This is a genomic window from Corynebacterium tuscaniense DNF00037, assembly GCF_000759055.1.
Lineage (GTDB): Bacteria > Actinomycetota > Actinomycetes > Mycobacteriales > Mycobacteriaceae > Corynebacterium > Corynebacterium tuscaniense.
On the sequence record NZ_JRNG01000004.1, the window covers coordinates 110,531 to 128,732 of the forward strand.

Genomic DNA, 18,202 nt, shown 5'->3' on the forward strand with positions numbered 1-18,202 from the left:
GACACCTCAAGGGGGTCACTGCCATGGGCCGCGGACGCGCCAAAGCAAAGCAGACCAAGGTTGCACGCCAGCTCAAGTACAACACGCCCGAGATGGACCTGGAATCTCTCCAGCGTGAACTTGCTGGACAGAACTCCAACTCCCGGTGGGATGAGGACGATGACTATGAGGTAGATGACCAGTACGCGGAATATGCGGACTGGGACGACGAAGACGTTGAGGAAGACAAGCGTTAACCTCCCGTAGGTGTATCCTCCGCGGTATGAACAAACTAGGCAGCATGGCAGACATGCGCTCCGGCCAGTGGTATCTACCGGACTCTGAGGAAGCACAGGAGCAGCATCGCGTTACGTGGGAGCGGACCCGTGAGTTCAATGCGTTGGGCAACACGGACCCAGTGCGTGCGCAGGAGTTGCTGGGGGCGATGTTCTCACCGCAGTCAGCGGTCCCGGAGGTTTTGGGTCCGCTGCACCTGGAGTTCGGGGTGAACACCACCTTCGGCGAAGGATGCTTTGTCAACTTCAACTGCGTGATCTTGGATATCGCGGAGATCACCATTGGCGCCGGGTCGATGTTTGGGCCTGCGTGTCAGCTGATTACGGTGGGCCACCCGGTGGATGATGCTGCGAAGCGCGCGGAAGGCTGGGAGCGCGCCCAACCGATCACGATTGGTCGCAATTGTTGGTTCGGTGCCGGCGCGATGGTCATGCCGGGCGTCACCATCGGCGATAATTGCGTGATTGCCGCCGGCGCTGTGGTGACCAAGGACGTTGCCGCAGGTTCCCTCGTTGCCGGTGTCCCTGCACGCGTGAAGCGCGAGATCAGTTAGTACGCCCGCGCAGCTTATCGACGGCTACTCGCCCCGCCCGTTCCCCCTCATCCTTCGGCATGGAATCCGGGTCCACGGTGGCAGAGACGTTGATCTCTTGGACGACTTCGTTGTCGCCGTCCGCGCTTTCAGCGCGGACACTGGCAATGACGTCGAGCTGCGCACCCGTGTCGATGGCTTGAGTGAGAGCGGAGCGCTTCACCAGCGCAAGCGCGATCGGACCGTAGTCGCAGTCGTGGACGATCGAGCCAACGTGGCCGACGGTGCGCCCACCGAAGGTGACCGGGTCGCCCGGTTTGGGGTCCAGGGGTGCGGAGCCGTCGATATGCAGCAGCACGAGCAGGCGCGGTGAGCGGCCAAGGTTTTCCACACGCGCGACGGTTTCTTGTCCGCGGTAGCAGCCCTTATCCAGGTGCACTGCGCCGAGGTTCTCCCCGCGGCGGATGAGAGTGTGGGCTTCGTGCGGAATTGACTTATTGTCCAAGTCCACGCGCAGTTCCGGCTCAAGCGCCTTGATGCGCTCCGCGGTGAAGGCCATGAGGCCTGCGCGATCCAAACCTGCGGAGGTACCGGCGCCAGAGCTACCGGCTGAGTCTCCAGCGGGTCCCTCCACCGGAGACGTTAATGCCTTGTAAGCGGCGGCGAGGTCGGGGCGGGGAACGGCGACGTCGATACGCCGAGCGGCGGACCAGGGGACGGTGCGCTCGAAGGCGGCGGTGATGCCGGCACCGCTCAGGAATTCAGCGGGTGAGAAGCTCGACGGCGCACCCAGCACCGTGAGGATTCCCAGGTCTGCCTCTTCCACGGTGACCTCGGACCAGAAGACCATCTTGGTCAGGAAGTCCCGGAAGGAATCCAGGGAGTATGAGGGGAGGTCGAGGTAGAAGGTTGGCGCGGCGTCGATAAGCGACACATCTGCGTGGTGCAGGATGCGGCCCTGCATGTCCAAGTCGAGCGCGGCGGCGGAAAAGCCTGGCTCCACGTCGTCGAGTTTCTGGCTCAGCAGGTTGTTCAAGAACGTGGCGGCATCAGGCCCGGTGACGCGCAGGACACCGCGGTGGCTGCGGTCCACCACAACCCCGCCACGGGAGATGAGGCGTTGTTCCCGCAGGGGGTCGCCGTAGTGCCAGGGCACACCAGCGGCATCGAAAGGTGAGGTGGCGGCGTCCGGAAGTTCGGTCGCGCCACGGAAAGCAAGTAGCGGAGAACGGTACGTATGCACGCACCTGATCATACGTGGGCATAATTGGGGGCATGCTTCCAGTACAACCTGCTCAAGCCCCTGTTATTTATCTCGTGGAGCCGTTCGGCGGCTCCATGCGCAGGCAAAACGTGAATCTGCCGCACGTGTTTTGGGATGATGCGGCCGTCACTCGCGGCGATGGATGTTTTGAAACGATCCTCGTGCACGGTGGTGAACCTGTGAACTTGGATGCGCACATTGCACGCTTCACGCGGTCTGCAGCGCTGCTTGACTTGCCTGAGCCGGTGGCGGAGACGTGGCGTACGGCCACGCTTGAGGCCGTGGGAGACTTCGTGCGCGAATCTGGCCTTGACCCGCAGGACGTAGAAGCCAAGTGCCAGTGGACCTACACCCGCGGCCGTGAAACCACGGGCGTACCCACCGCGTGGGTGTCTGTGCGGCCGATCCCGAAGGAGCAGCTCAAGCAACGTAAGAAGGGCGTGAAGGTGCTCACTGCCTCGCGTGGCTACACGCTCACGACCACGGATGACACCCCGTGGTTGACGGTGGGTGCGAAGTCGCTTAACTATGCCACCGCGATGGCCGCGTTGCGCTGGGCGAAGAAGCAAGGCTGTGACGACGTCATCTTCGTTGACCCCGCCACCGGCCGTGTGCTCGAAGGTGCGACGTCCACGGTGATCACAGTGAAAGGCGATAAACTGCGTACACCGGTCACCGGTGGGGATGTGCTGCCCGGAACAACGCAGGCCGCTATTTTCCGCCTCGCCGAAGAGCGCGGCTGGCGCTGCAAGGAGAAGGATCTCACGGTCGACGACATGCTTGGCGCGGATCAAGTGTGGCTGGTGAGCTCCGTGCGCGGCGGGGTGCGCGTCACAGAGATCGACGGCACAGGCACAAAGGCCCCGTCCAAGAAGGACGAGGCCACTGTTGCTTCGCTTATCAGGGAAGCGCGGACAACGGTTTAATTCCCCTAGCCCGCAATCCTCTTCAGCTCCCCGGACATGTACGGGACGAAGCTGATGTCGTCTTTCGTGGAACCGGGGGCGACGCGCTCATCCACCCAGCCGAGGTTGTTGTTGGGCATGAGGCCGTAAATGCGTTTGCCAGGGCCGTGGGTGGACGGGCCGGTTTCAGTAGCGATGGTGGATGCGGAGGTCAGCTGCCATGCGCGCTCGTTGACAGGTTCACCGTAGAGGACCTCCACGAGGCCACGGGAGTTAGTCAGGGTGACCTCAATTTCGTCTTTGAGGGAGATGCGCCAGAAGCCGATTTCGCGCTGGTCGGCACCGGTGGAGTTGCCATCTTCGTCGATACGCCAGATGCGTGAATCAAAGCGCAGGTAATTCTCCCCGTCGTGGGAGATGACCAGCTGCTGGCCGAAGGCGTACTCGGTGTGGTTGCCGTCTTCCGCCAAATCTACTGCTTGGCCGGTGCCCTGCCACACGCCTACCAAGGGAAGCAGGCCAAGGAGGCCATCGTGCAGGTTGGGTCCTTCGCGCAGGTTCGCCGTGTCATCGGGCAGCGGAATCTCGTCGAGGTCCAGCGCCGGGATATTGCGGTGCGCCGTGTTCTTGGACTGTTCTGCGGCCAAGTTCACAGCGGCGTTACCGTCAAGGCTGACGCGCTCAGGCGCGTCAGCGGTGTCAGCGGTGTCAGGAGTGTCAGGGGTGTTCGTTTCGTTCGTTTCCATGTCCGCCCAGCGTAGTCCTCTCACCGAGCGGGTGCGGTGATGGGCGACAGGTCAGCAGGGCTGAGCGTCACATTTCGCTTCGCGGCGGAAAAACGGATGGAACCACCGGCCACTTCTACTTTGTCTGCTTGACCGCCGATGGGCAGATCGCGAGTGTCCAAGCTGAGGGTGAAGGCGCGGGAGACGGTGTCGGCGTGGTCGGGGGAGACGTCGATAAGCGAAATGGGCTCCATGATGAACTCCGATCCCCTGAGCCGCAGGGTGACCACCACGGTAGATTGCTCCTCCATGCCGGGCACAGTGCCGGTGAGCTGGGCTTCGCTGGCGGAACCGCCGGTGGGGGAGATGTCGTAGGGGTTCGAGATGTCCAGGTCGGTCATATTCAGCAGTTCGCCGAAAGCAACGCCGTCGAGGGACAGGGTGCGGTCCACACGCTTGGCGGGTGCCCCCACAAAATCCCCGGCGTAGGCCTTGTTAGCGGGAATCGTGATCTCATAAATATCGGTGCGCGAATTCACGGTTAGGCCCGCGGTATCCACGTCAAGAGCCTGGAGGCTCACTCGGGGAATCTCACCGCTGCGCAGCACTTGCGCGAAAGGGAAACCGCCCACGTAGGTGTCCGGATCAGCCGGCAGCTGGTCCTGGGTGCGTGCCTGCACCGCCAGATGCCGTTCGACTTTCGCTGCCGTCGCGGCATCCACCACGAAAGCCGTAGCTGGCACGGCCAGTACTACGGCAGCAGCAACATAAGCCTTCACGTTCATGCCCTCACCGTAGTCTCCCCGTAGCCTTGAACTATGAATGAACCACAGTTCCACGTCACAGAAGCTCGCGAGCTTCTCAGTAGCGTCGCACAGCACGATGGGGTTGAGGCTTTCAGCGAGGCGTTCGTGCGGGGTCTCGACGGCAGCCATGAGCACTTCACTGTGCGCGACCACAACACGCTCATCGCTCTAGCCGGGCTCGCCCCTGACGGGTCCGCGGAGGTTGCGGTTCATCCTGCTTATCGACGCCTCGGCCACGGCACCGCCCTCATCTCCCAGACCCTCACCCGTCGTCCCGATGCTGGCCTGTGGGCGCATGGGAACCTTGCTGCCGCGAGGGCTCTTGCGGCAGCGTTGGGGCTTAAACCAACCCGGGAATTGCTGGTCATGGCGGTGGAAGGGGAGGCGCTCGCGGGCATTGGCGCGCCGGGTTCTACCGCGGAGGCGCTCACCGAACAGGAGGGAATAAGGGAGAGTAGTTATGCGGAGGAGCCCGCGGGTAAGCAATGGCTCCAGGTAAACAATGAAGCGTTCCACTGGCACCCTGAACAAGGTGGCTGGGACCTGGCGCGACTGCATGAGGCAATGAACACGGAGTGGTTCGACCCAGAGGGCGTCCGTTTTCTGTTTGACGGCGACTTTCTGGCGGGTTTTCACTGGACAAAACGTCACTCTGACACGCTTGGTGAGGTCTACGTGGTGGGCGTAGCCGATGCCTACCGCGGGCGGGGTCTGGGTGATCCCCTCATGCGAGCAGGGGTGGAACATCTCGTCGCCGGGGGTGCCAGAAAAGTGATCTTGTACGTCGAAGCCGACAATCAACCCGCAGTGAAACGCTACGAACAACTCGGATTTGCCGTGGTAGAACGCCACGTTGTGTACAAATCGACAAAGTTAACTCATTGTTCACCGATTTAGGCCTTTGCAATTAACACTCGGCCCGTACCTTCGCTCGGTGTGAGCACTCAGGCGCCATACGTGGCTGCTTGGGACCGATGCTCAGAAGAAAATCTGAATTCGCACCGGAAAGGTATCCCCCGTGATCCGTAACTTCAAGCGCTCCGCCGCAATCGCCGGCGTTGCAGCCATCGCTTCTGTCTCCCTGGTTGCATGCGGCGACTCCAACGACAATGCCGCTAACGGCGACAACGCATCCTCCGCTAAAGATGCAACCGCCATTGAGGGCCTGTCTGGTCAGACCGGCCAGCTCGTTGCTGAGGGTGCTACCTCCCAGGCCAACGCAATGGATTACTTTGGCTCCCGCTACGCCGAAGCTGTTTCGGGTGCTAACCTCGCCTACAACGCAACTGGTTCCGGTTCCGGTATCAAGAACTTCATCGGCAACCAGGCAGTCTTCGCTGGCTCTGACTCCCCGCTGAAGGAAGATAAGGGCGAAGTCGAGCAGGCGCGCGAGCGTTGCGGTGGCAACGACGCATGGCACCTGCCGATGGTCATCGGCCCGGTTGCTGTTGCTTTCAACCTTGACGGTGTTGCGGACCTGAACCTCACCGTTGACAACATTGTGGAGATCTTCAACGGCACCATCACCAAGTGGAACGACCCGAAGATCGCTGAGAACAACGAGAGCGCAGAGCTGCCCGACCAGGACATCTCCGTCATCTACCGCTCTGACGAATCCGGTACCTCCGACAACTTCCAGAAGTTCCTCTCCGCTGCTTCTGATGGCAAGTGGGAGGGCGAAGGTAAGGCATTCCCGCAGTCTGTCGGCGCTGGCGCTAACGGCTCCACCGCTGTGGCAGAGCAGGTCAAGGCGACCTCCGGCGCTGTCACCTACGTTGAGGCTGGCTACGCACACGACCTGGACCTCGGTGTTGCCAACATTGACTTCGGCTCCGGCGCAGTTGAGCTGAACAACGAGTCCGTGAACAAGGCTCTGGCTAACGTCCAGTTCAAGTCCGAGGGCCATGACTTGGTTGTTGACTCCAAGTCCCTGTTCGCCTCCAACAACGAGGGTGCATACCCGCTGGTTCTGACTACCTACGAGATCGTCTGCTCCAAGGGCTACGATGAGACCACCAAGAACATGGTCAAGGACTTCCTTACCATCGTTCTGGAGTCCCAGGATGAGGAGCTTGAGGACGCTGGCTTCATCCCAGTTTCCGGTGAGTTCGCCGACAAGCTGAAGGCTTCTGTAGACGCCATCTCCTAGGCGGAGCCCTCCGCACGCTTTTCAGCCCACAGTCTGAAAAGCACCACCATCCCCCGGTATCACTGTGAACCGGGGGAATGTTTATGTGGTGGATGAGCCACAAAACTGAACAACACGAACTTTAAGGAAACGTCACCATGGCAGACCAAGAACTGTCGGTTGCGGAAAAGGACGCCCCCGCTGGCCCTCCAGCTTCGGGTGCAGGTGTTAAGCGTCCGGGCGACCGTGTCTTCGAAACCTTGTCCACTGTCTCTGCGGCACTGATCACCGTCATCATCATTGCGGTCGGCTTGTTCCTGCTGAAGCAGGCTTTTGAGCCGCTGCGCCTTAACACCGAGAACTTCCTCACCTACAAGGGCCAGTGGCAGACCTCCAACCTGGACAACATGAAGTTCGGTATTCCGAACCTGTTCTTCTCCACGGTGACGGTGTCCATTATCGCGTTGATTATTGCCATGCCAGTTGCTCTGGGGGTGGCGATCTTCCTGTCCAACTACGCGCCCAAGCGGTTGGTGAAGCCGTTGGCTGGGCTCGTGGATATGCTCGCTGCGGTGCCGTCGATCGTGTACGGCCTGTGGGGTGCGCAGGTGCTCGGACCGAAACTCTCCGGTTTCTACGAGTGGATCAACTCCTGGGGTGGGGATTTCTTCCTGTTCCAGCGCTACGCAAACTCGCCGTCCTTCGACACGGGCCGCAATATCCTCACCGGTGGCATCGTGCTGGCGATTATGGTGTTGCCGGTCATCGCGGCTACCACACGCGAAGTGTTCGTGCAGACCCCTCCTGGCCAGATCGAGTCCGCGTTGGCGCTGGGCGCGACCCGCTGGGAAGTTATCCGCATGACTGTCCTGCCGTTCGGCATGTCCGGTTACATTGCGGGCGCCATGCTTGGTCTCGGACGTGCGCTGGGTGAGACGATGGCGCTGTACATGGTCGTCTCGCCGGGCCCTGAGTACCGCGGATCGCTTTTCGACGGTGGCACCACCTTCGCAACCGCCATCGCCAACGCCTCTGCCGAGTTCAACAACCCGACTTCTGCTGGCGCGTACATCGCTGCGGGTCTGGTGTTGTTCCTCCTGACCTTCCTCGTCAACTCGATCGCCCGCGCGATTGTCAACAAGAAGTAGGTGTGTGAGACATGACTAATCCCGATAACCTGCAGGGCGCATCTGAGGGTGCTTCGACTGCCGAACTGGTTGCACCCAAGCGAGAGAGTGTCGCCCCGGTGGGTGAAACCCCGTTCACGCACATCTCTTCTGGCCGTAAGACCACCAACTCTTTGATGGGCGGTCTGATGTGGGTAGCGATGATCCTTGCGCTCATCCCCCTCGGCTGGCTCCTGATCACCCTGGTCTCCCGTGGCTACGATGCAATCCTTAGTCCGGAGTGGTGGACGCAGGACATGGTCGGTGTCCGTGCTCGCCGTGAAGGTGGCGGTGCCCTCCACGCGATCGCCGGTACGCTGATGCAAACCTTGATCGCCTCTCTGTTCTCCATCCCGATCGGTGTGTTCACCGCGATCTACCTGGTGGAGTACGCCAACGGCAGCAAGCTGGGCAAACTGACCACATTCATGGTGGACATCCTCTCCGGTGTCCCGTCGATCGTTTCCGCACTGTTCATCTACGCCCTGTGGATCACCATTCTGGGCCAGCAGCGTTCTGGCTTCGCCGTGGCACTTTCGCTCATCCTGCTGATGGTGCCCGTGGTGGTGCGAAACACCGAAGAAATGCTCCGCGTCGTCCCGATGGACCTGCGCGAGGCCTCCTACGCCCTCGGTGTGCCGAAGTGGAAGACGATTGCGCGTATTGTTCTGCCGACTGCGCTGTCGGGCATTGTTACCGGCATCATGCTGGCCATCGCTCGCGTTATGGGTGAATCCGCACCGGTATTGATCTTGGTCGGCTCCACCCCGCAGACAAACTGGTTCGGTTTGTTCAACCAGCCGCAGTCCTCCTTGCCGCTGTTCATGCTGGACATGTGGAAGGCTGGTTCCGCGGAGCCGGTTCTCAACCGCCTGTGGGGCGCGGCCCTCACACTGGTCATCATCGTCGTTGTCCTGAACGTGCTTGCGCGGTTCATTGCCGCGAAGTTCTCAGTCAAGAAGTAACGCCGCCACCAATCAATCCCCACATAGGAGAAAACAATGCCTACCAAGCTCCAGCTCAACGACCTGAATATCTACTACGGCGACTTCCACGCTGTGCAGAACGTCAACATGGATATCCCAGCCCAGTCCGTCACCGCGTTCATCGGCCCATCCGGCTGCGGTAAGTCCACCGTGTTGCGCACGCTCAACCGCATGCACGAGGTCATTCCGGGTGCATACACCGAGGGCGAAGTGCTTCTTGACGGCCACGATATCTACGCCAAGAACGTCGACCCCGTGGCCGTCCGCAACACCATCGGCATGGTGTTCCAGAAGGCTAACCCGTTCCCCACCATGTCCATCGAGGACAACGTGGTTGCGGGTCTGAAACTGTCCGGTGAGAAGAACAAGGCCAAACTCAAAGAGGTTGCGGAGCGTTCCCTGCGTGGCGCGAACCTCTGGGATGAAGTGAAAGACCGCCTGGATAAGCCTGGCGGTGGCCTTTCCGGTGGTCAGCAGCAGCGCCTGTGTATTGCGCGTGCGATTGCTGTTCAGCCGGAGGTTCTGCTCATGGACGAGCCGTGCTCCGCTCTGGACCCGATTTCCACCCTGGCTGTGGAGGACCTGATCCACGAGCTGAAGAACGAGTACACCATCGTGATCGTGACCCACAACATGCAGCAGGCGGCGCGCGTGTCTGAGAAGACTGCGTTCTTCTCCCTCGAGGCCACCGGCAAGCCGGGCCACCTGGTGGAGTTCAACGACACCACCACGATCTTTGAGAATCCGAGCCGCAAGGAGACTGAGGACTACATCTCGGGTCGCTTCGGCTAAATTCTGGGCTCCACACTGCTCCCCCGCACCGTGGTGGTAATACCAGCCGGTGGGGGAGCAGTTTCATGTGGACAACAACCCGATGTTCAAACAAAAGGTTGATGTGTTTAAATTAAGCCTCATTTAAATTCCAACTATTGATTGAGGGGTTTGCTTTGAACGCTTCCTTCCGGCGCCGTCTTGTCATCGGTGCCACCGTGCTTGCACTCTGTGCTCCTGTAGCCGCCAACACTGTGGCGCATGCTTTCCCCACCATCGACGCTGCCGACGCCCGCGGTTGCACCGGTGAGCTGGACACCCGTCACCCTGACCTCGACGTAAATCTGGACATCGCGGGGCCGGATGAGATTGACGTGACCAAGGACATGACCTTCACCCTCAAGGGCACAGGTATTGACCCAGCCACCACGCCGGGTGCATCCAACGGCGTGTATGTGGTGCTCACTCCAACGAACGTGTGGCGCATCGGGCACTGTAATACGATGACCGGTGATGGTGACGCGCTCATCGCGCGCTGGATCCCAGCCCATACTTTTGCGCAGAATGGCGGCAAGCTCGACCTGAAGTTGCCGGTGAAAGCCAACACGCTCCAGCCGGGCCAGACCTACTCGCTTGGGTTCATGGCGGCTCATGGTCTCGCGCTCAGCGAGCGCTACTTCGACCGGGGTATCACCTTTACGGTTCCCGCAGTCGGTGCGGACACGGTGGAAACGCCCTATGGTGTCCGCGCCGAAGTCAACGATAAGCGCGACATCACCGTGAAGTGGGACTACTCGCAAACCATCCCCGAAACCGCATGGCGTGTGCAGATCAACTGTGTTGAGCACTGCACCCACTGGCGGACAACGCGAACCTTCGACATTTCCAACGACCCCAACGCGCGCTCCTACACCTTCGAAGATGCTGACGCAGGAGTCTATCAGGCTTCCGTCAACGCGAGCCGGTGGGTGAACGGTAACCGTGCGACTACGGATTTTGGGGTGTCATCGCGGTTTGTGGTGGGGGACGTCGATAAGCCAATGAGCCAGCGACTCCACGCGAACGGAATCGTGCACGACTACGGCGAATACATCGCACCCGGCACTGAGGTCACCCTGAAATCTCCGATCGAAGGGACAACGAAGTGGTCGGTTACCGGTGTGAAGGACTACACGGTGGACCCCGAAACCCAGGCCCTGAGCTTTATCATGCCCACCAATCCGGTGCAGGTCGAAGCGGCGAAAGTTACGGAGGAGACAAAGGGGCTGCCCAGTTGGGCGCTGGCGCTGATCAGCGTCTTTGCTGCTCTCACGGCGATCGGCATCGCAGTGTTCAGCCAGTTCCCGGTGGTTGAGCAGCTGCGAAAACTTCTCAACTTCTAGCGCCTACTTGCGCCAGTACTGCTCCAGATTGCGCAGGCGTTCCTCCATCTCTGAGGTGGGGGTGTCGTCGCGGCTTTGCGCGTAAACCTCGGAGGTCAGGCCGGTGACCAGGTAGACGATGCGCGCGCCGACGTTGACGCAGTGGTCGGCGTAGCGCTCGTAGAACCGGCCGATGAGGGCCGCGTCCACAGCCGCGCGGCTGGAGCCTTCCCAGTCTTTGCCGGTCACGGTGGAGAGGAGGTAGCGGTGGAGGTCGTCGACATGGTCGTCGATCTCATTCATCTCCAGCGCAAGGTCCGCGTCGGGGCTGATCAGCTGATCATGGATCAGCTCACCCATCGAGTCCACCATGGTGGACATCTCTTTGATCGTCGGCTGCAGTTGCTTATCGACGACCTCCTCCGGATACCTCAACCTCGCCGTATTCGCCACGTGCTTGGCCAGTGCCCCCATCCGGCTGAAATCCTCCACGATGTAAATAGAGGTAAATACCTGGCGGAGTTCGGTAGCCACGGGATTTTCCCGGGCAAGCAGCTGCATGCTGCGCTGCTCACAACGCTCCCGGATTTCCTTGAGGGAATCTGCCGCGGTGAGTGCCTCTTCCGCATCCTCCAGTGATGCTTCGAAGAGAGCCTTCGTGGCAGACGCCATGATGCCGCGGACAGTATCGCTCATGATCTGGAGGTCATGGGCAAAATTGTCCAAGTGTTCGCGGTACACAGTGCGCATCGGGGCTTCTTTTCCGTTCACCTTGTCTAACCTCCGTTGTTCTCAATCTCCGCCCCGGCGGGGACGGTGGGGTCGTTGGGGTCGTCGAGCCAGCCTTCGGGGAGCGCAACCTTGGCTGAGGAGCCCTGGCGCCCACGGGCTTCATCGGCAGCCACAGCGCGCGCGGGGCTGTCAGCGATGGTAGCGAGTTTCGCGCGGAGTTCATCGAGGGTGGATACGCGAGCTAGTTCACTGCGGAATTGCCCACCAACGGGGAAACCGCGGAAGTACCAGCCGATGTGCTTGCGAATATCGCGGCAGCCACGCTCCTCGCCTTCGTGGGCGGCGAGCAGCATCGCGTGGCGCAGAACAATGCGCGCTACCTCACCCAGCGTCGGCTCCTCCGGCACGGGCTCTCCGCGAAGCTGTGCGGCGAGCTGCGCAAACAACCATGGGCGGCCGAGGCAGCCACGGCCAACGACCACCCCGTCGCACCCGGTCTGATCCATCATCGCCTGCGCGTCACCGGGGGCAAAGATATCGCCATTTCCCAAAACGGGAATGTCACTGCCATCCATGTGTTCCACCAGGCGGGCGATCTCATTCCAATCCGCCTGCCCGGAGTAGCGCTGCGCCGCGGTGCGTGCATGCAGGGTTACAGCGGCGGCGCCTTCTTCGGCGGCGATGCGGCCAGCGTCGAGATGCGTATGGTGCTCATCATCGATGCCCACGCGGAACTTCACAGTCACCGGAATCCCAGACCCCTTCGCCGCGCGCACAGCCGCCGACACGATGTTGCGGTACAGCTCGCGCTTATAGGGAATCGCCGAACCCCCACCCTTGCGCGTCACCTTCGGTACCGGGCAGCCAAAGTTCATGTCCACGTGATCGGCCATGTCCTGATCCGCGATCCTTCGCACTGCCTCATAGGTATATTTCGGATCCACCGTGTACAGCTGCATGGAGCGTGGTGACTCTTCCGGCGCAAACGTGGTCATGTGCAGCGTTTTCTCATTGCCCTCCACCAGTGCACGGGCCGTAATCATCTCGCACACATACAGGCCCGACACACTACCGACGAGCTCTTGCTCAATCTCGCGGCATAGAACGCGAAACGGCATGTTGGTGACCCCCGCCATCGGCGCAAGGATGACGGGGGAGGCGACATCGAGGTCGCCGATGGTCAGTGTTTGGCGGTTGCCGGGAAGGGTCATTGTCACGGCAGCCATTGTTCCTTGTGCTGGTGGGGTACACAAACCACACCGGAAATATTCACCCGCAAAACCTTTTTCACTATTGGATGGGGCAAGTGGTGGCGAGGAAGTGTCACGTACGCCACAATAGGAAGAAATCGTTGTGACTACCCCAAACATCTAAGGAGAGACGATGAGCGATCGCATTGACAGTGCCCAACTGCGTGACAAGGTGATGACCGCGGAAGAGGCCGCGCAGTTTGTCAACCACGGCGACAAGGTTGGTATTTCCGGGTTCACCGGCGCCGGCTACCCGAAGGCCCTGCCGGGCGCGATCGCCGAAAAGGCGAAGGCAGCCCACGAAAAGGGCCAGGATTTCAGCATTGACCTGTTTACCGGTGCATCCACTGCCCCAGAGTGTGACGGTGTTCTGGCTGAGGCTAACGCCCTGCGCTACCGCATGCCGTACCAGTCCGACCCGACCATGCGTAACAAAATCAACGCTGGTGAGATGAAGTTCCAGGACATCCACCTCTCCCACTCCGGCATGATGGTGGAAGAGGGCTTCTTCGGTGACGTGGACCTCGCCATCGTCGAGGCTGTGCGCATCACCGCTGAGGGCAACATTGTGCCGTCCTCCTCGGTGGGTAACTCTGTAGAGTTCCTCAACGCTGCAAAGAAGATCATCATCGAGGTCAACGAGTGGCAGTCCGAAGATCTGGAAGGCATGCACGACATCTGGCTGGTGCCACCGCTGCCGAACCGCATCCCCATCCCGATTACCAAGTGCGGCGACCGTATTGGTACCACCTACATTGAGATCGACCCGGAGAAGGTCGTCGCTGTAGTAAAGACCAATGCCCCGGACCGCAACGCACCGTTCAAAGCACCGGACGAGATCTCCGAGCAGATCGCAGGCAACTTCCTTGACTTCCTGGAAAACGAAGTGAAGGCAGGTCGCCTCACCTACGACGGCTACGTGATGCAGTCCGGCGTGGGCAACGTCCCCAACGCCGTGATGGCTGGGCTTATGGATTCCAAGTTTGAAAACATCCAGGCCTACACCGAGGTCATCCAAGACGGCATGGTCGACCTGATTGACGCTGGCAAGATGACCGTCGCCTCCGCGACTTCCTTCTCCCTGTCCCCTGAGTACGCGGAGAAGATGAACAACGAGGCAGCACGCTACCGCGAGTCCATCGTCCTGCGCCCGCAGTCCATCTCCAACCACCCGGAGGTCATCCGTCGCACGGGCCTGATCGCCTCCAACGGCATGATCGAGGCGGATATTTACGGCAACGCCAACTCCACCCACATCAACGGCTCCCGCCTGATGAACGCTTTGGGCGGCTCCGGTGACTTCACCCGTAACGCCTACATCTCCTCTTTCATCTCCCCGTCGGAGGCAAAAGGCGGCGCTATTTCCGCGATCGTCCCGTTTGTGTCCCACGTGGACCACACCGAGCATGACGCAATGGTCTTCATCACCGAGTACGGTGTGGCAGACCTGCGTGGCTTGGCACCGCGTGACCGCGTGGCCAAGATGATCTCCATCGCCCACCCGTCCTACCGTCCACTGCTGGAGGAGTACGTCGAGCGCGCCGCGAAGTGCAAGTACCAGTCCACCCCGCACGACCTGCGTCACGCTTTCGATTTCCACCTGCGTATGGAGGAAACCGGCTCCATGAAGTAGCCCAATTGGCGGCCCGGGCCCACCAACGTCTAGCATGGGTGGGCACGGGCCTTTAGCTCAGCTGGTAGAGCTACGGACTTTTAATCCGCAGGTCGCGGGTTCGAGCCCCGCAGGGCCCACGCACAAACACCCCACGCCACTCGGCGCGGGGTGTTTCTGCTTGTGTGGGGCAAAGAACAGGAATGGGCGTAGTGTTGCGATTATGGCTGCGAACCTTGAGAAACCCTGGCTGAAGTACTACCCCGAGTGGACCGCCCACTCTCTTGAATACGGGGATGAAACTCTCGACGACATCTACGAGGCCAACCTGGCCAAAAACCATGCCCTGCCCGCCACGCGCTTCTTTGGCAAGGGGCAGACCTACGGAGAGCTTGATGCCCAGGTGCGTGCAGCAGCTGCCGGTCTGCAGAAGCTCGGCGTGGCAAAAGGGGATCGGGTGGCTATCTTGCTGCCGAACTGCCCTCAGCACGTCGCAGCCTTCTTCGCGGTGCAGAAACTTGGTGCAGTGGTGGTGGAACACAACCCGCTCTACACCGCCAACGAGCTGCGCCCCCAGTTCATAGACCACGGTGCCAAAGTGGCCATCGTGTGGGACAAAATCGCCGACATGGTGCAAAAATTCAAAAAAGACACTGCGCTGGGCGCCGTCATCAGCGTGGATATGACGAAGGCGATGCCTGCCTTCAAACGTCTTGCCCTGCGCTTGCCCATCAAGAAAGTCAAGGATGCTCGCGCCGCACTCACCGGCCCCTCTGCCGGCACGCTGTCGTGGGAGAACCTGGTGGGGGTGGGTACGGGGGAGGCGCTGGGGACGCGGACAAGCAATGCCGATGACCCCGCACTCATCCTGTACACATCGGGAACGACGGGAGCTCCGAAGGGCGCGGTGCTCACGCACCGTAACCTGCTGGCCAACCCGCAGCAAGGTGTGGCGTGGGTGAAAGACCTGCAGAAACCCGGGCAACGGATGCTGGCTACACTGCCGTTCTTCCATGCGTACGGCCTGACATTCTCGCTCACGCTTACCGTGCTCATTGGCTCCGAGCTCATTCTGCTGCCCGCGCCGCAGATGGAGCTGATCATGAGCGAAATGAAAAAGAAAAATCCGCCCACTTTCGTGCCCGGCGTGCCCACTGTATTTGAGCGCATCGTCGAAACCGCCAAGGAAGAGGGGGTGGACCTGTCCGCCGTTCAGACCGGTTTCTCCGGCGCCTCCTCCCTCCCTGCGGAGGTCATCGAGGGCTGGGAGGAGCTCACCGGTGGCCGCCTCGTGGAGGGGTATGGGCTGACGGAGACCTCGCCGATCCTCATCGGCAACCCTGCTACCGACGACCGCCGTCCCGGCTACATCGGCATTCCTTTCCCGGATACGGAGATCCGCATTGCCAACCCGGAGAACCTCGACGAGGACATGCCCTATGGCGAGCCTGGCGAGATCTTGGCCAAAGGCCCACAGGTCTTCGGCGGCTACCTGAACAACCCCGAAGCCACTGAGAAAGCCTTCCACGATGGTTGGTTCCGCACCGGCGACATGGGCGTCATGGAGGAAGACGGGTTTGTGAAGCTGGTCAGTCGTATCAAGGAGCTCATCATCACCGGTGGCTTCAACGTATACCCCGCAGAGGTGGAGGAGACGTTGCGCCGCCACCCGGACATCGTGGAGGTTGCGGTGGTCGGTCGCCCGCGCGAGGACGGTTCGGAGGATGTCGTCGCGTGCGTGGTACTCGGCGAGGGCGCGGTACTCGACCCGGAGGGCTTGAAGGACTTCGCACGCGAGAATCTCACCCGCTACAAGGTGCCGCGCACGTTCTACCATTTCGAAAGTCTGCCGTCAGATCAGCTGGGCAAGACCCGTCGCCGCGAAGTGCGCGACGCATTGCTCGCCCGACTCGAGAAGAATTAACGCATGGTCGTTTGCTATCTGCGCCCTCGCAGGCTTATCGACGGCCCTCGGCGGCCTCATCGTCGCCCTCCAACGCCACCCCAGCGAACGCTTCTTGGCGGCAGCCCTCGGTTTCTCTGCCGGGGTGATGTTGTACATCTCCCTGGTTGAGCTGCTGCCCGAGGGCGTGGATGGGCTGGAAGAAGCTGGGGTAGCAGGGGCGGCGATGTGGGGTCCCGTGGCATTCTTCGCAGGGGTACTACTCATCGCGGTGATCGACCGCTTCGTGCCCGAAGACATTAACCCGCATGAGGAGCCCAGGACGGCCGGCAGCATACGCATGCGGAAAGTGGGGGTGATAACGGCCCTGGCCATCGCCATCCACAACTTCCCCGAAGGTTTTGCCACCTTCTTCGTGGCGTTGCAGGATGTGTCGTTGGCGTTGCCGCTGGCGTTCGCCATTGCGATCCACAACATTCCCGAAGGCATTGCCGTTGCCGTGCCGCTGCGCGAGGCAACGGGTAAGAAATGGGCAGCCGCCGGCTGGGCCGCCCTGTCCGGTCTGGCGGAGCCCGTAGGAGCCATCATCGGCTATATCTTCTTAAAGCCATTCCTCGGCCCCGCGTCCTTGGGCATCACCTTCGCCGTCATTGCCGGGATCATGGTTTTTGTCAGCCTGGACAAGCTGCTGCCCACCGCGATTGCCACCGGCCGCCACCACGCCGCTGTGTACGGAGTCGTCGGGGGAATGGCCGTTATGGCCGTGAGCCTAGTTTTGCTCGCCTAAAATTCGGGCAAGGGAATCACATGACTCGTGCTCACCCGTAGCTTTCCCCATTCGGCTTTTGCTTCACGACGCTCGAACCCGGCTCCCTCTCCTCCCACCGCACTGCCTACATCGACGAGTCCGCGCTCTGCGCCACGGAATGCGGGCGGAGGCAGCAGCGCTTGAACCGGACGCGCGCGAAATCCTCCAGCCCATCCGCGCGGCACGCCCTCGGCCGCACGTCGACTCTGACACGTGTGAAACCCCGCCAGCCGATGCTCAACGTGGTCTCCGCGGGGCACGACCTGTCGACCCCACCTATGCTTACGGTATGCAACTAATCCGACTAATTCTCAACATCATCTGGGTTGTTACCGCTGGCCTGTGGCTCTTCCTGGGATACGTCCTGGCGGGCGTGGTCGCATGCCTACTGATCGTCACCATTCCGTTCGGACTCGCCTCCTTCCGCATCGCCGGCTACGTGCTGTGGCCGTTCGGACGTGAAGTTGTGGACACCGGTAGAGGTGGGGGACTGGGCCTCATCGGCAACGTCATCTGGTTCATCATCGCAGGCCTCTGGCTTGCCGTCGGGCACATCGTGACGGCGGCTGCGCAGGCAATCACCATCATTGGTTTGCCTTTGGCGTGGGCTAACCTGAAACTCATCCCCGTAACCTGCTTCCCCTTTGGCAAGACCGTGGTGGATTCGCGCGACGCGAGCCATTTCCCGGCGCCCACTAATTTCAGGTTTTGATCGATTAACCAGCCCATTTGGTGCTGCGCCTGCGCCGGGCTTATGATAGGCGAGCTGTCTAGCGCCCCCATCGTCTAGAGGCCTAGGACTCCGCCCTTTCACGGCGGCAACACGGGTTCGAATCCCGTTGGGGGTACCAAGGCCCTGTGGCGCAGTTGGTTAGCGCGCCGCCCTGTCACGGCGGAGGTCGCGGGTTCAAGTCCCGTCAGGGTCGCAGCGGAAGGTCCGAGCGTTTGGCTCGGGCCTTAACTTTTTTAGTTTTGTA

Annotated in this window: 18 protein-coding genes and 3 tRNA genes; 16 read left to right on the top strand and 5 right to left on the bottom strand. The window is 61.0% G+C overall.

All coding sequences use genetic code 11. The features are described 5' to 3' along the window. The first annotated feature begins 23 nt into the window (after positions 1-23). Together HMPREF2129_RS01845 and HMPREF2129_RS01850 are read left to right on the top strand one after the other, a co-directional pair. Positions 24-236, top strand: a complete 213-nt coding sequence (locus tag HMPREF2129_RS01845) for a DUF3073 domain-containing protein (RefSeq protein WP_034662275.1) — start codon at positions 24-26, stop codon at positions 234-236. Between the two features lie 44 nt (positions 237-280). Further along, positions 281-829, top strand: a complete 549-nt coding sequence (locus HMPREF2129_RS01850; RefSeq protein WP_232218069.1) for a sugar O-acetyltransferase — start codon at positions 281-283, stop codon at positions 827-829. Here the strand turns inward: HMPREF2129_RS01850 and ygfZ are convergent. Beyond that, the gene (ygfZ, locus tag HMPREF2129_RS01855; RefSeq protein WP_373277171.1) at positions 822-2,051 is read right to left on the bottom strand and encodes a CAF17-like 4Fe-4S cluster assembly/insertion protein YgfZ; all 1,230 of its coding nucleotides are present in this window, start codon (positions 2,049-2,051) and stop codon (positions 822-824) included. The genes HMPREF2129_RS01850 and ygfZ overlap by 8 nt on opposite strands. A gap of 32 nt (positions 2,052-2,083) precedes the next feature. Here ygfZ and HMPREF2129_RS01860 point away from each other — a divergent pair, with 32 nt between their 5' ends. Beyond that, complete coding sequence (locus tag HMPREF2129_RS01860; RefSeq protein ID WP_034662282.1) at positions 2,084-2,998, top strand: aminodeoxychorismate lyase; 915 nt, start codon at positions 2,084-2,086, stop codon at positions 2,996-2,998. Positions 2,999-3,003: 5 nt separating this feature from the next. On the opposite strand, the gene HMPREF2129_RS01865 is transcribed toward HMPREF2129_RS01860, so the two are convergent. Together HMPREF2129_RS01865 and HMPREF2129_RS01870 are read right to left on the bottom strand one after the other, a co-directional pair. Then, positions 3,004-3,723, bottom strand: a complete 720-nt coding sequence (locus tag HMPREF2129_RS01865) for an FABP family protein (protein WP_034662284.1) — start codon at positions 3,721-3,723, stop codon at positions 3,004-3,006. A 20-nt stretch (positions 3,724-3,743) separates the two neighbouring features. Then, positions 3,744-4,487: an LmeA family phospholipid-binding protein gene (locus HMPREF2129_RS01870; RefSeq protein ID WP_034662286.1), complete on the bottom strand. Its 744-nt coding sequence runs from the start codon at positions 4,485-4,487 to the stop codon at positions 3,744-3,746. 33 nt (positions 4,488-4,520) lie between these two features. Between HMPREF2129_RS01870 and mshD the strand changes: the two genes are divergently transcribed. The 6 genes from mshD to HMPREF2129_RS01900 all read left to right on the top strand — a co-directional run bounded on the left by mshD (position 4,521) and on the right by HMPREF2129_RS01900 (position 10,941). Continuing rightward, complete coding sequence (gene mshD, locus HMPREF2129_RS01875; protein WP_034662289.1) at positions 4,521-5,405, top strand: mycothiol synthase; 885 nt, start codon at positions 4,521-4,523, stop codon at positions 5,403-5,405. Positions 5,406-5,526: 121 nt separating this feature from the next. Beyond that, positions 5,527-6,657 (top strand): phosphate ABC transporter substrate-binding protein PstS, encoded by a 1,131-nt coding sequence (gene pstS, locus HMPREF2129_RS01880; RefSeq protein WP_034662291.1) that lies wholly within the window; start codon positions 5,527-5,529, stop codon positions 6,655-6,657. Between the two features lie 137 nt (positions 6,658-6,794). Further along, positions 6,795-7,784, top strand: coding sequence for a phosphate ABC transporter permease subunit PstC (gene pstC, locus HMPREF2129_RS01885; RefSeq protein ID WP_034662294.1), 990 nt, complete (start codon positions 6,795-6,797; stop codon positions 7,782-7,784). Between the two features lie 11 nt (positions 7,785-7,795). Further along, entirely contained in the window at positions 7,796-8,767 is a 972-nt protein-coding gene (pstA, locus tag HMPREF2129_RS01890) for a phosphate ABC transporter permease PstA (protein ID WP_084576427.1), read from the top strand. A 36-nt stretch (positions 8,768-8,803) separates the two neighbouring features. Further along, positions 8,804-9,580: a phosphate ABC transporter ATP-binding protein PstB gene (pstB, locus tag HMPREF2129_RS01895; RefSeq protein WP_034662296.1), complete on the top strand. Its 777-nt coding sequence runs from the start codon at positions 8,804-8,806 to the stop codon at positions 9,578-9,580. Between the two features lie 137 nt (positions 9,581-9,717). Then, positions 9,718-10,941: a hypothetical protein gene (locus tag HMPREF2129_RS01900; RefSeq protein ID WP_156959214.1), complete on the top strand. Its 1,224-nt coding sequence runs from the start codon at positions 9,718-9,720 to the stop codon at positions 10,939-10,941. A 3-nt stretch (positions 10,942-10,944) separates the two neighbouring features. Here the strand turns inward: HMPREF2129_RS01900 and HMPREF2129_RS01905 are convergent, their stop codons facing one another. Together HMPREF2129_RS01905 and dusB are read right to left on the bottom strand one after the other, a co-directional pair. Further along, positions 10,945-11,691 carry a phosphate signaling complex PhoU family protein gene (locus HMPREF2129_RS01905; protein WP_308410349.1) on the bottom strand — a complete coding sequence of 249 codons (747 nt, stop codon included), beginning with the start codon at positions 11,689-11,691 and terminating at the stop codon, positions 10,945-10,947. Between the two features lie 5 nt (positions 11,692-11,696). Further along, on the bottom strand, positions 11,697-12,878 hold the full coding sequence (dusB, locus tag HMPREF2129_RS01910) for a tRNA dihydrouridine synthase DusB (RefSeq protein ID WP_052092535.1): 1,182 nt from the start codon (positions 12,876-12,878) through the stop codon (positions 11,697-11,699). A 157-nt stretch (positions 12,879-13,035) separates the two neighbouring features. Here dusB and HMPREF2129_RS01915 point away from each other — a divergent pair, with 157 nt between their 5' ends. The 7 genes from HMPREF2129_RS01915 (at position 13,036) to HMPREF2129_RS01945 (ending at position 18,151) form a co-directional block, all read left to right on the top strand. Next, positions 13,036-14,535 (top strand): acetyl-CoA hydrolase/transferase family protein, encoded by a 1,500-nt coding sequence (locus HMPREF2129_RS01915; protein ID WP_034662304.1) that lies wholly within the window; start codon positions 13,036-13,038, stop codon positions 14,533-14,535. A 46-nt stretch (positions 14,536-14,581) separates the two neighbouring features. Then, positions 14,582-14,654, top strand: a tRNA-Lys gene (locus tag HMPREF2129_RS01920). 83 nt (positions 14,655-14,737) lie between these two features. Beyond that, the gene (locus HMPREF2129_RS01925; protein ID WP_034662307.1) at positions 14,738-16,438 is read left to right on the top strand and encodes a long-chain-fatty-acid--CoA ligase; all 1,701 of its coding nucleotides are present in this window, start codon (positions 14,738-14,740) and stop codon (positions 16,436-16,438) included. Then, entirely contained in the window at positions 16,434-17,204 is a 771-nt protein-coding gene (gene zupT / locus HMPREF2129_RS01930) for a zinc transporter ZupT (RefSeq protein ID WP_034662309.1), read from the top strand. Before HMPREF2129_RS01925 ends, zupT begins: the two co-directional genes overlap by 5 nt. Positions 17,205-17,523: 319 nt before the next feature. Continuing rightward, a complete protein-coding gene (locus tag HMPREF2129_RS01935) occupies positions 17,524-17,937 on the top strand; it encodes a YccF domain-containing protein (RefSeq protein ID WP_198021506.1) in 414 nt (137 codons plus the stop codon). Positions 17,938-18,000: 63 nt separating this feature from the next. After that, positions 18,001-18,076 (top strand) — tRNA-Glu (locus HMPREF2129_RS01940). 1 nt (position 18,077) lies between these two features. Then, positions 18,078-18,151: transfer RNA gene (locus tag HMPREF2129_RS01945), tRNA-Asp, on the top strand. Positions 18,152-18,202 lie beyond the last annotated feature (51 nt).

Bases quoted from the DNA above. Each gene is read 5' to 3' on its own strand.
- HMPREF2129_RS01845 (WP_034662275.1), top strand. From the start codon at position 24: ATGGGCCGCGGACGCGCCAAAGCAAAGCAGACCAAGGTTGCACGCCAG.
- HMPREF2129_RS01850 (WP_232218069.1), top strand. From the start codon at position 281: ATGGCAGACATGCGCTCCGGCCAGTGGTATCTACCGGACTCTGAGGAA.
- HMPREF2129_RS01860 (WP_034662282.1), top strand. From the start codon at position 2,084: ATGCTTCCAGTACAACCTGCTCAAGCCCCTGTTATTTATCTCGTGGAG.
- HMPREF2129_RS01865 (WP_034662284.1), bottom strand. From the start codon at position 3,723: ATGGAAACGAACGAAACGAACACCCCTGACACTCCTGACACCGCTGAC.
- HMPREF2129_RS01870 (WP_034662286.1), bottom strand. From the start codon at position 4,487: ATGAACGTGAAGGCTTATGTTGCTGCTGCCGTAGTACTGGCCGTGCCA.
- mshD (WP_034662289.1), top strand. From the start codon at position 4,521: ATGAATGAACCACAGTTCCACGTCACAGAAGCTCGCGAGCTTCTCAGT.
- pstC (WP_034662294.1), top strand. From the start codon at position 6,795: ATGGCAGACCAAGAACTGTCGGTTGCGGAAAAGGACGCCCCCGCTGGC.
- pstA (WP_084576427.1), top strand. From the start codon at position 7,796: ATGACTAATCCCGATAACCTGCAGGGCGCATCTGAGGGTGCTTCGACT.
- pstB (WP_034662296.1), top strand. From the start codon at position 8,804: ATGCCTACCAAGCTCCAGCTCAACGACCTGAATATCTACTACGGCGAC.
- dusB (WP_052092535.1), bottom strand. From the start codon at position 12,878: ATGGCTGCCGTGACAATGACCCTTCCCGGCAACCGCCAAACACTGACC.
- HMPREF2129_RS01915 (WP_034662304.1), top strand. From the start codon at position 13,036: ATGAGCGATCGCATTGACAGTGCCCAACTGCGTGACAAGGTGATGACC.
- HMPREF2129_RS01925 (WP_034662307.1), top strand. From the start codon at position 14,738: ATGGCTGCGAACCTTGAGAAACCCTGGCTGAAGTACTACCCCGAGTGG.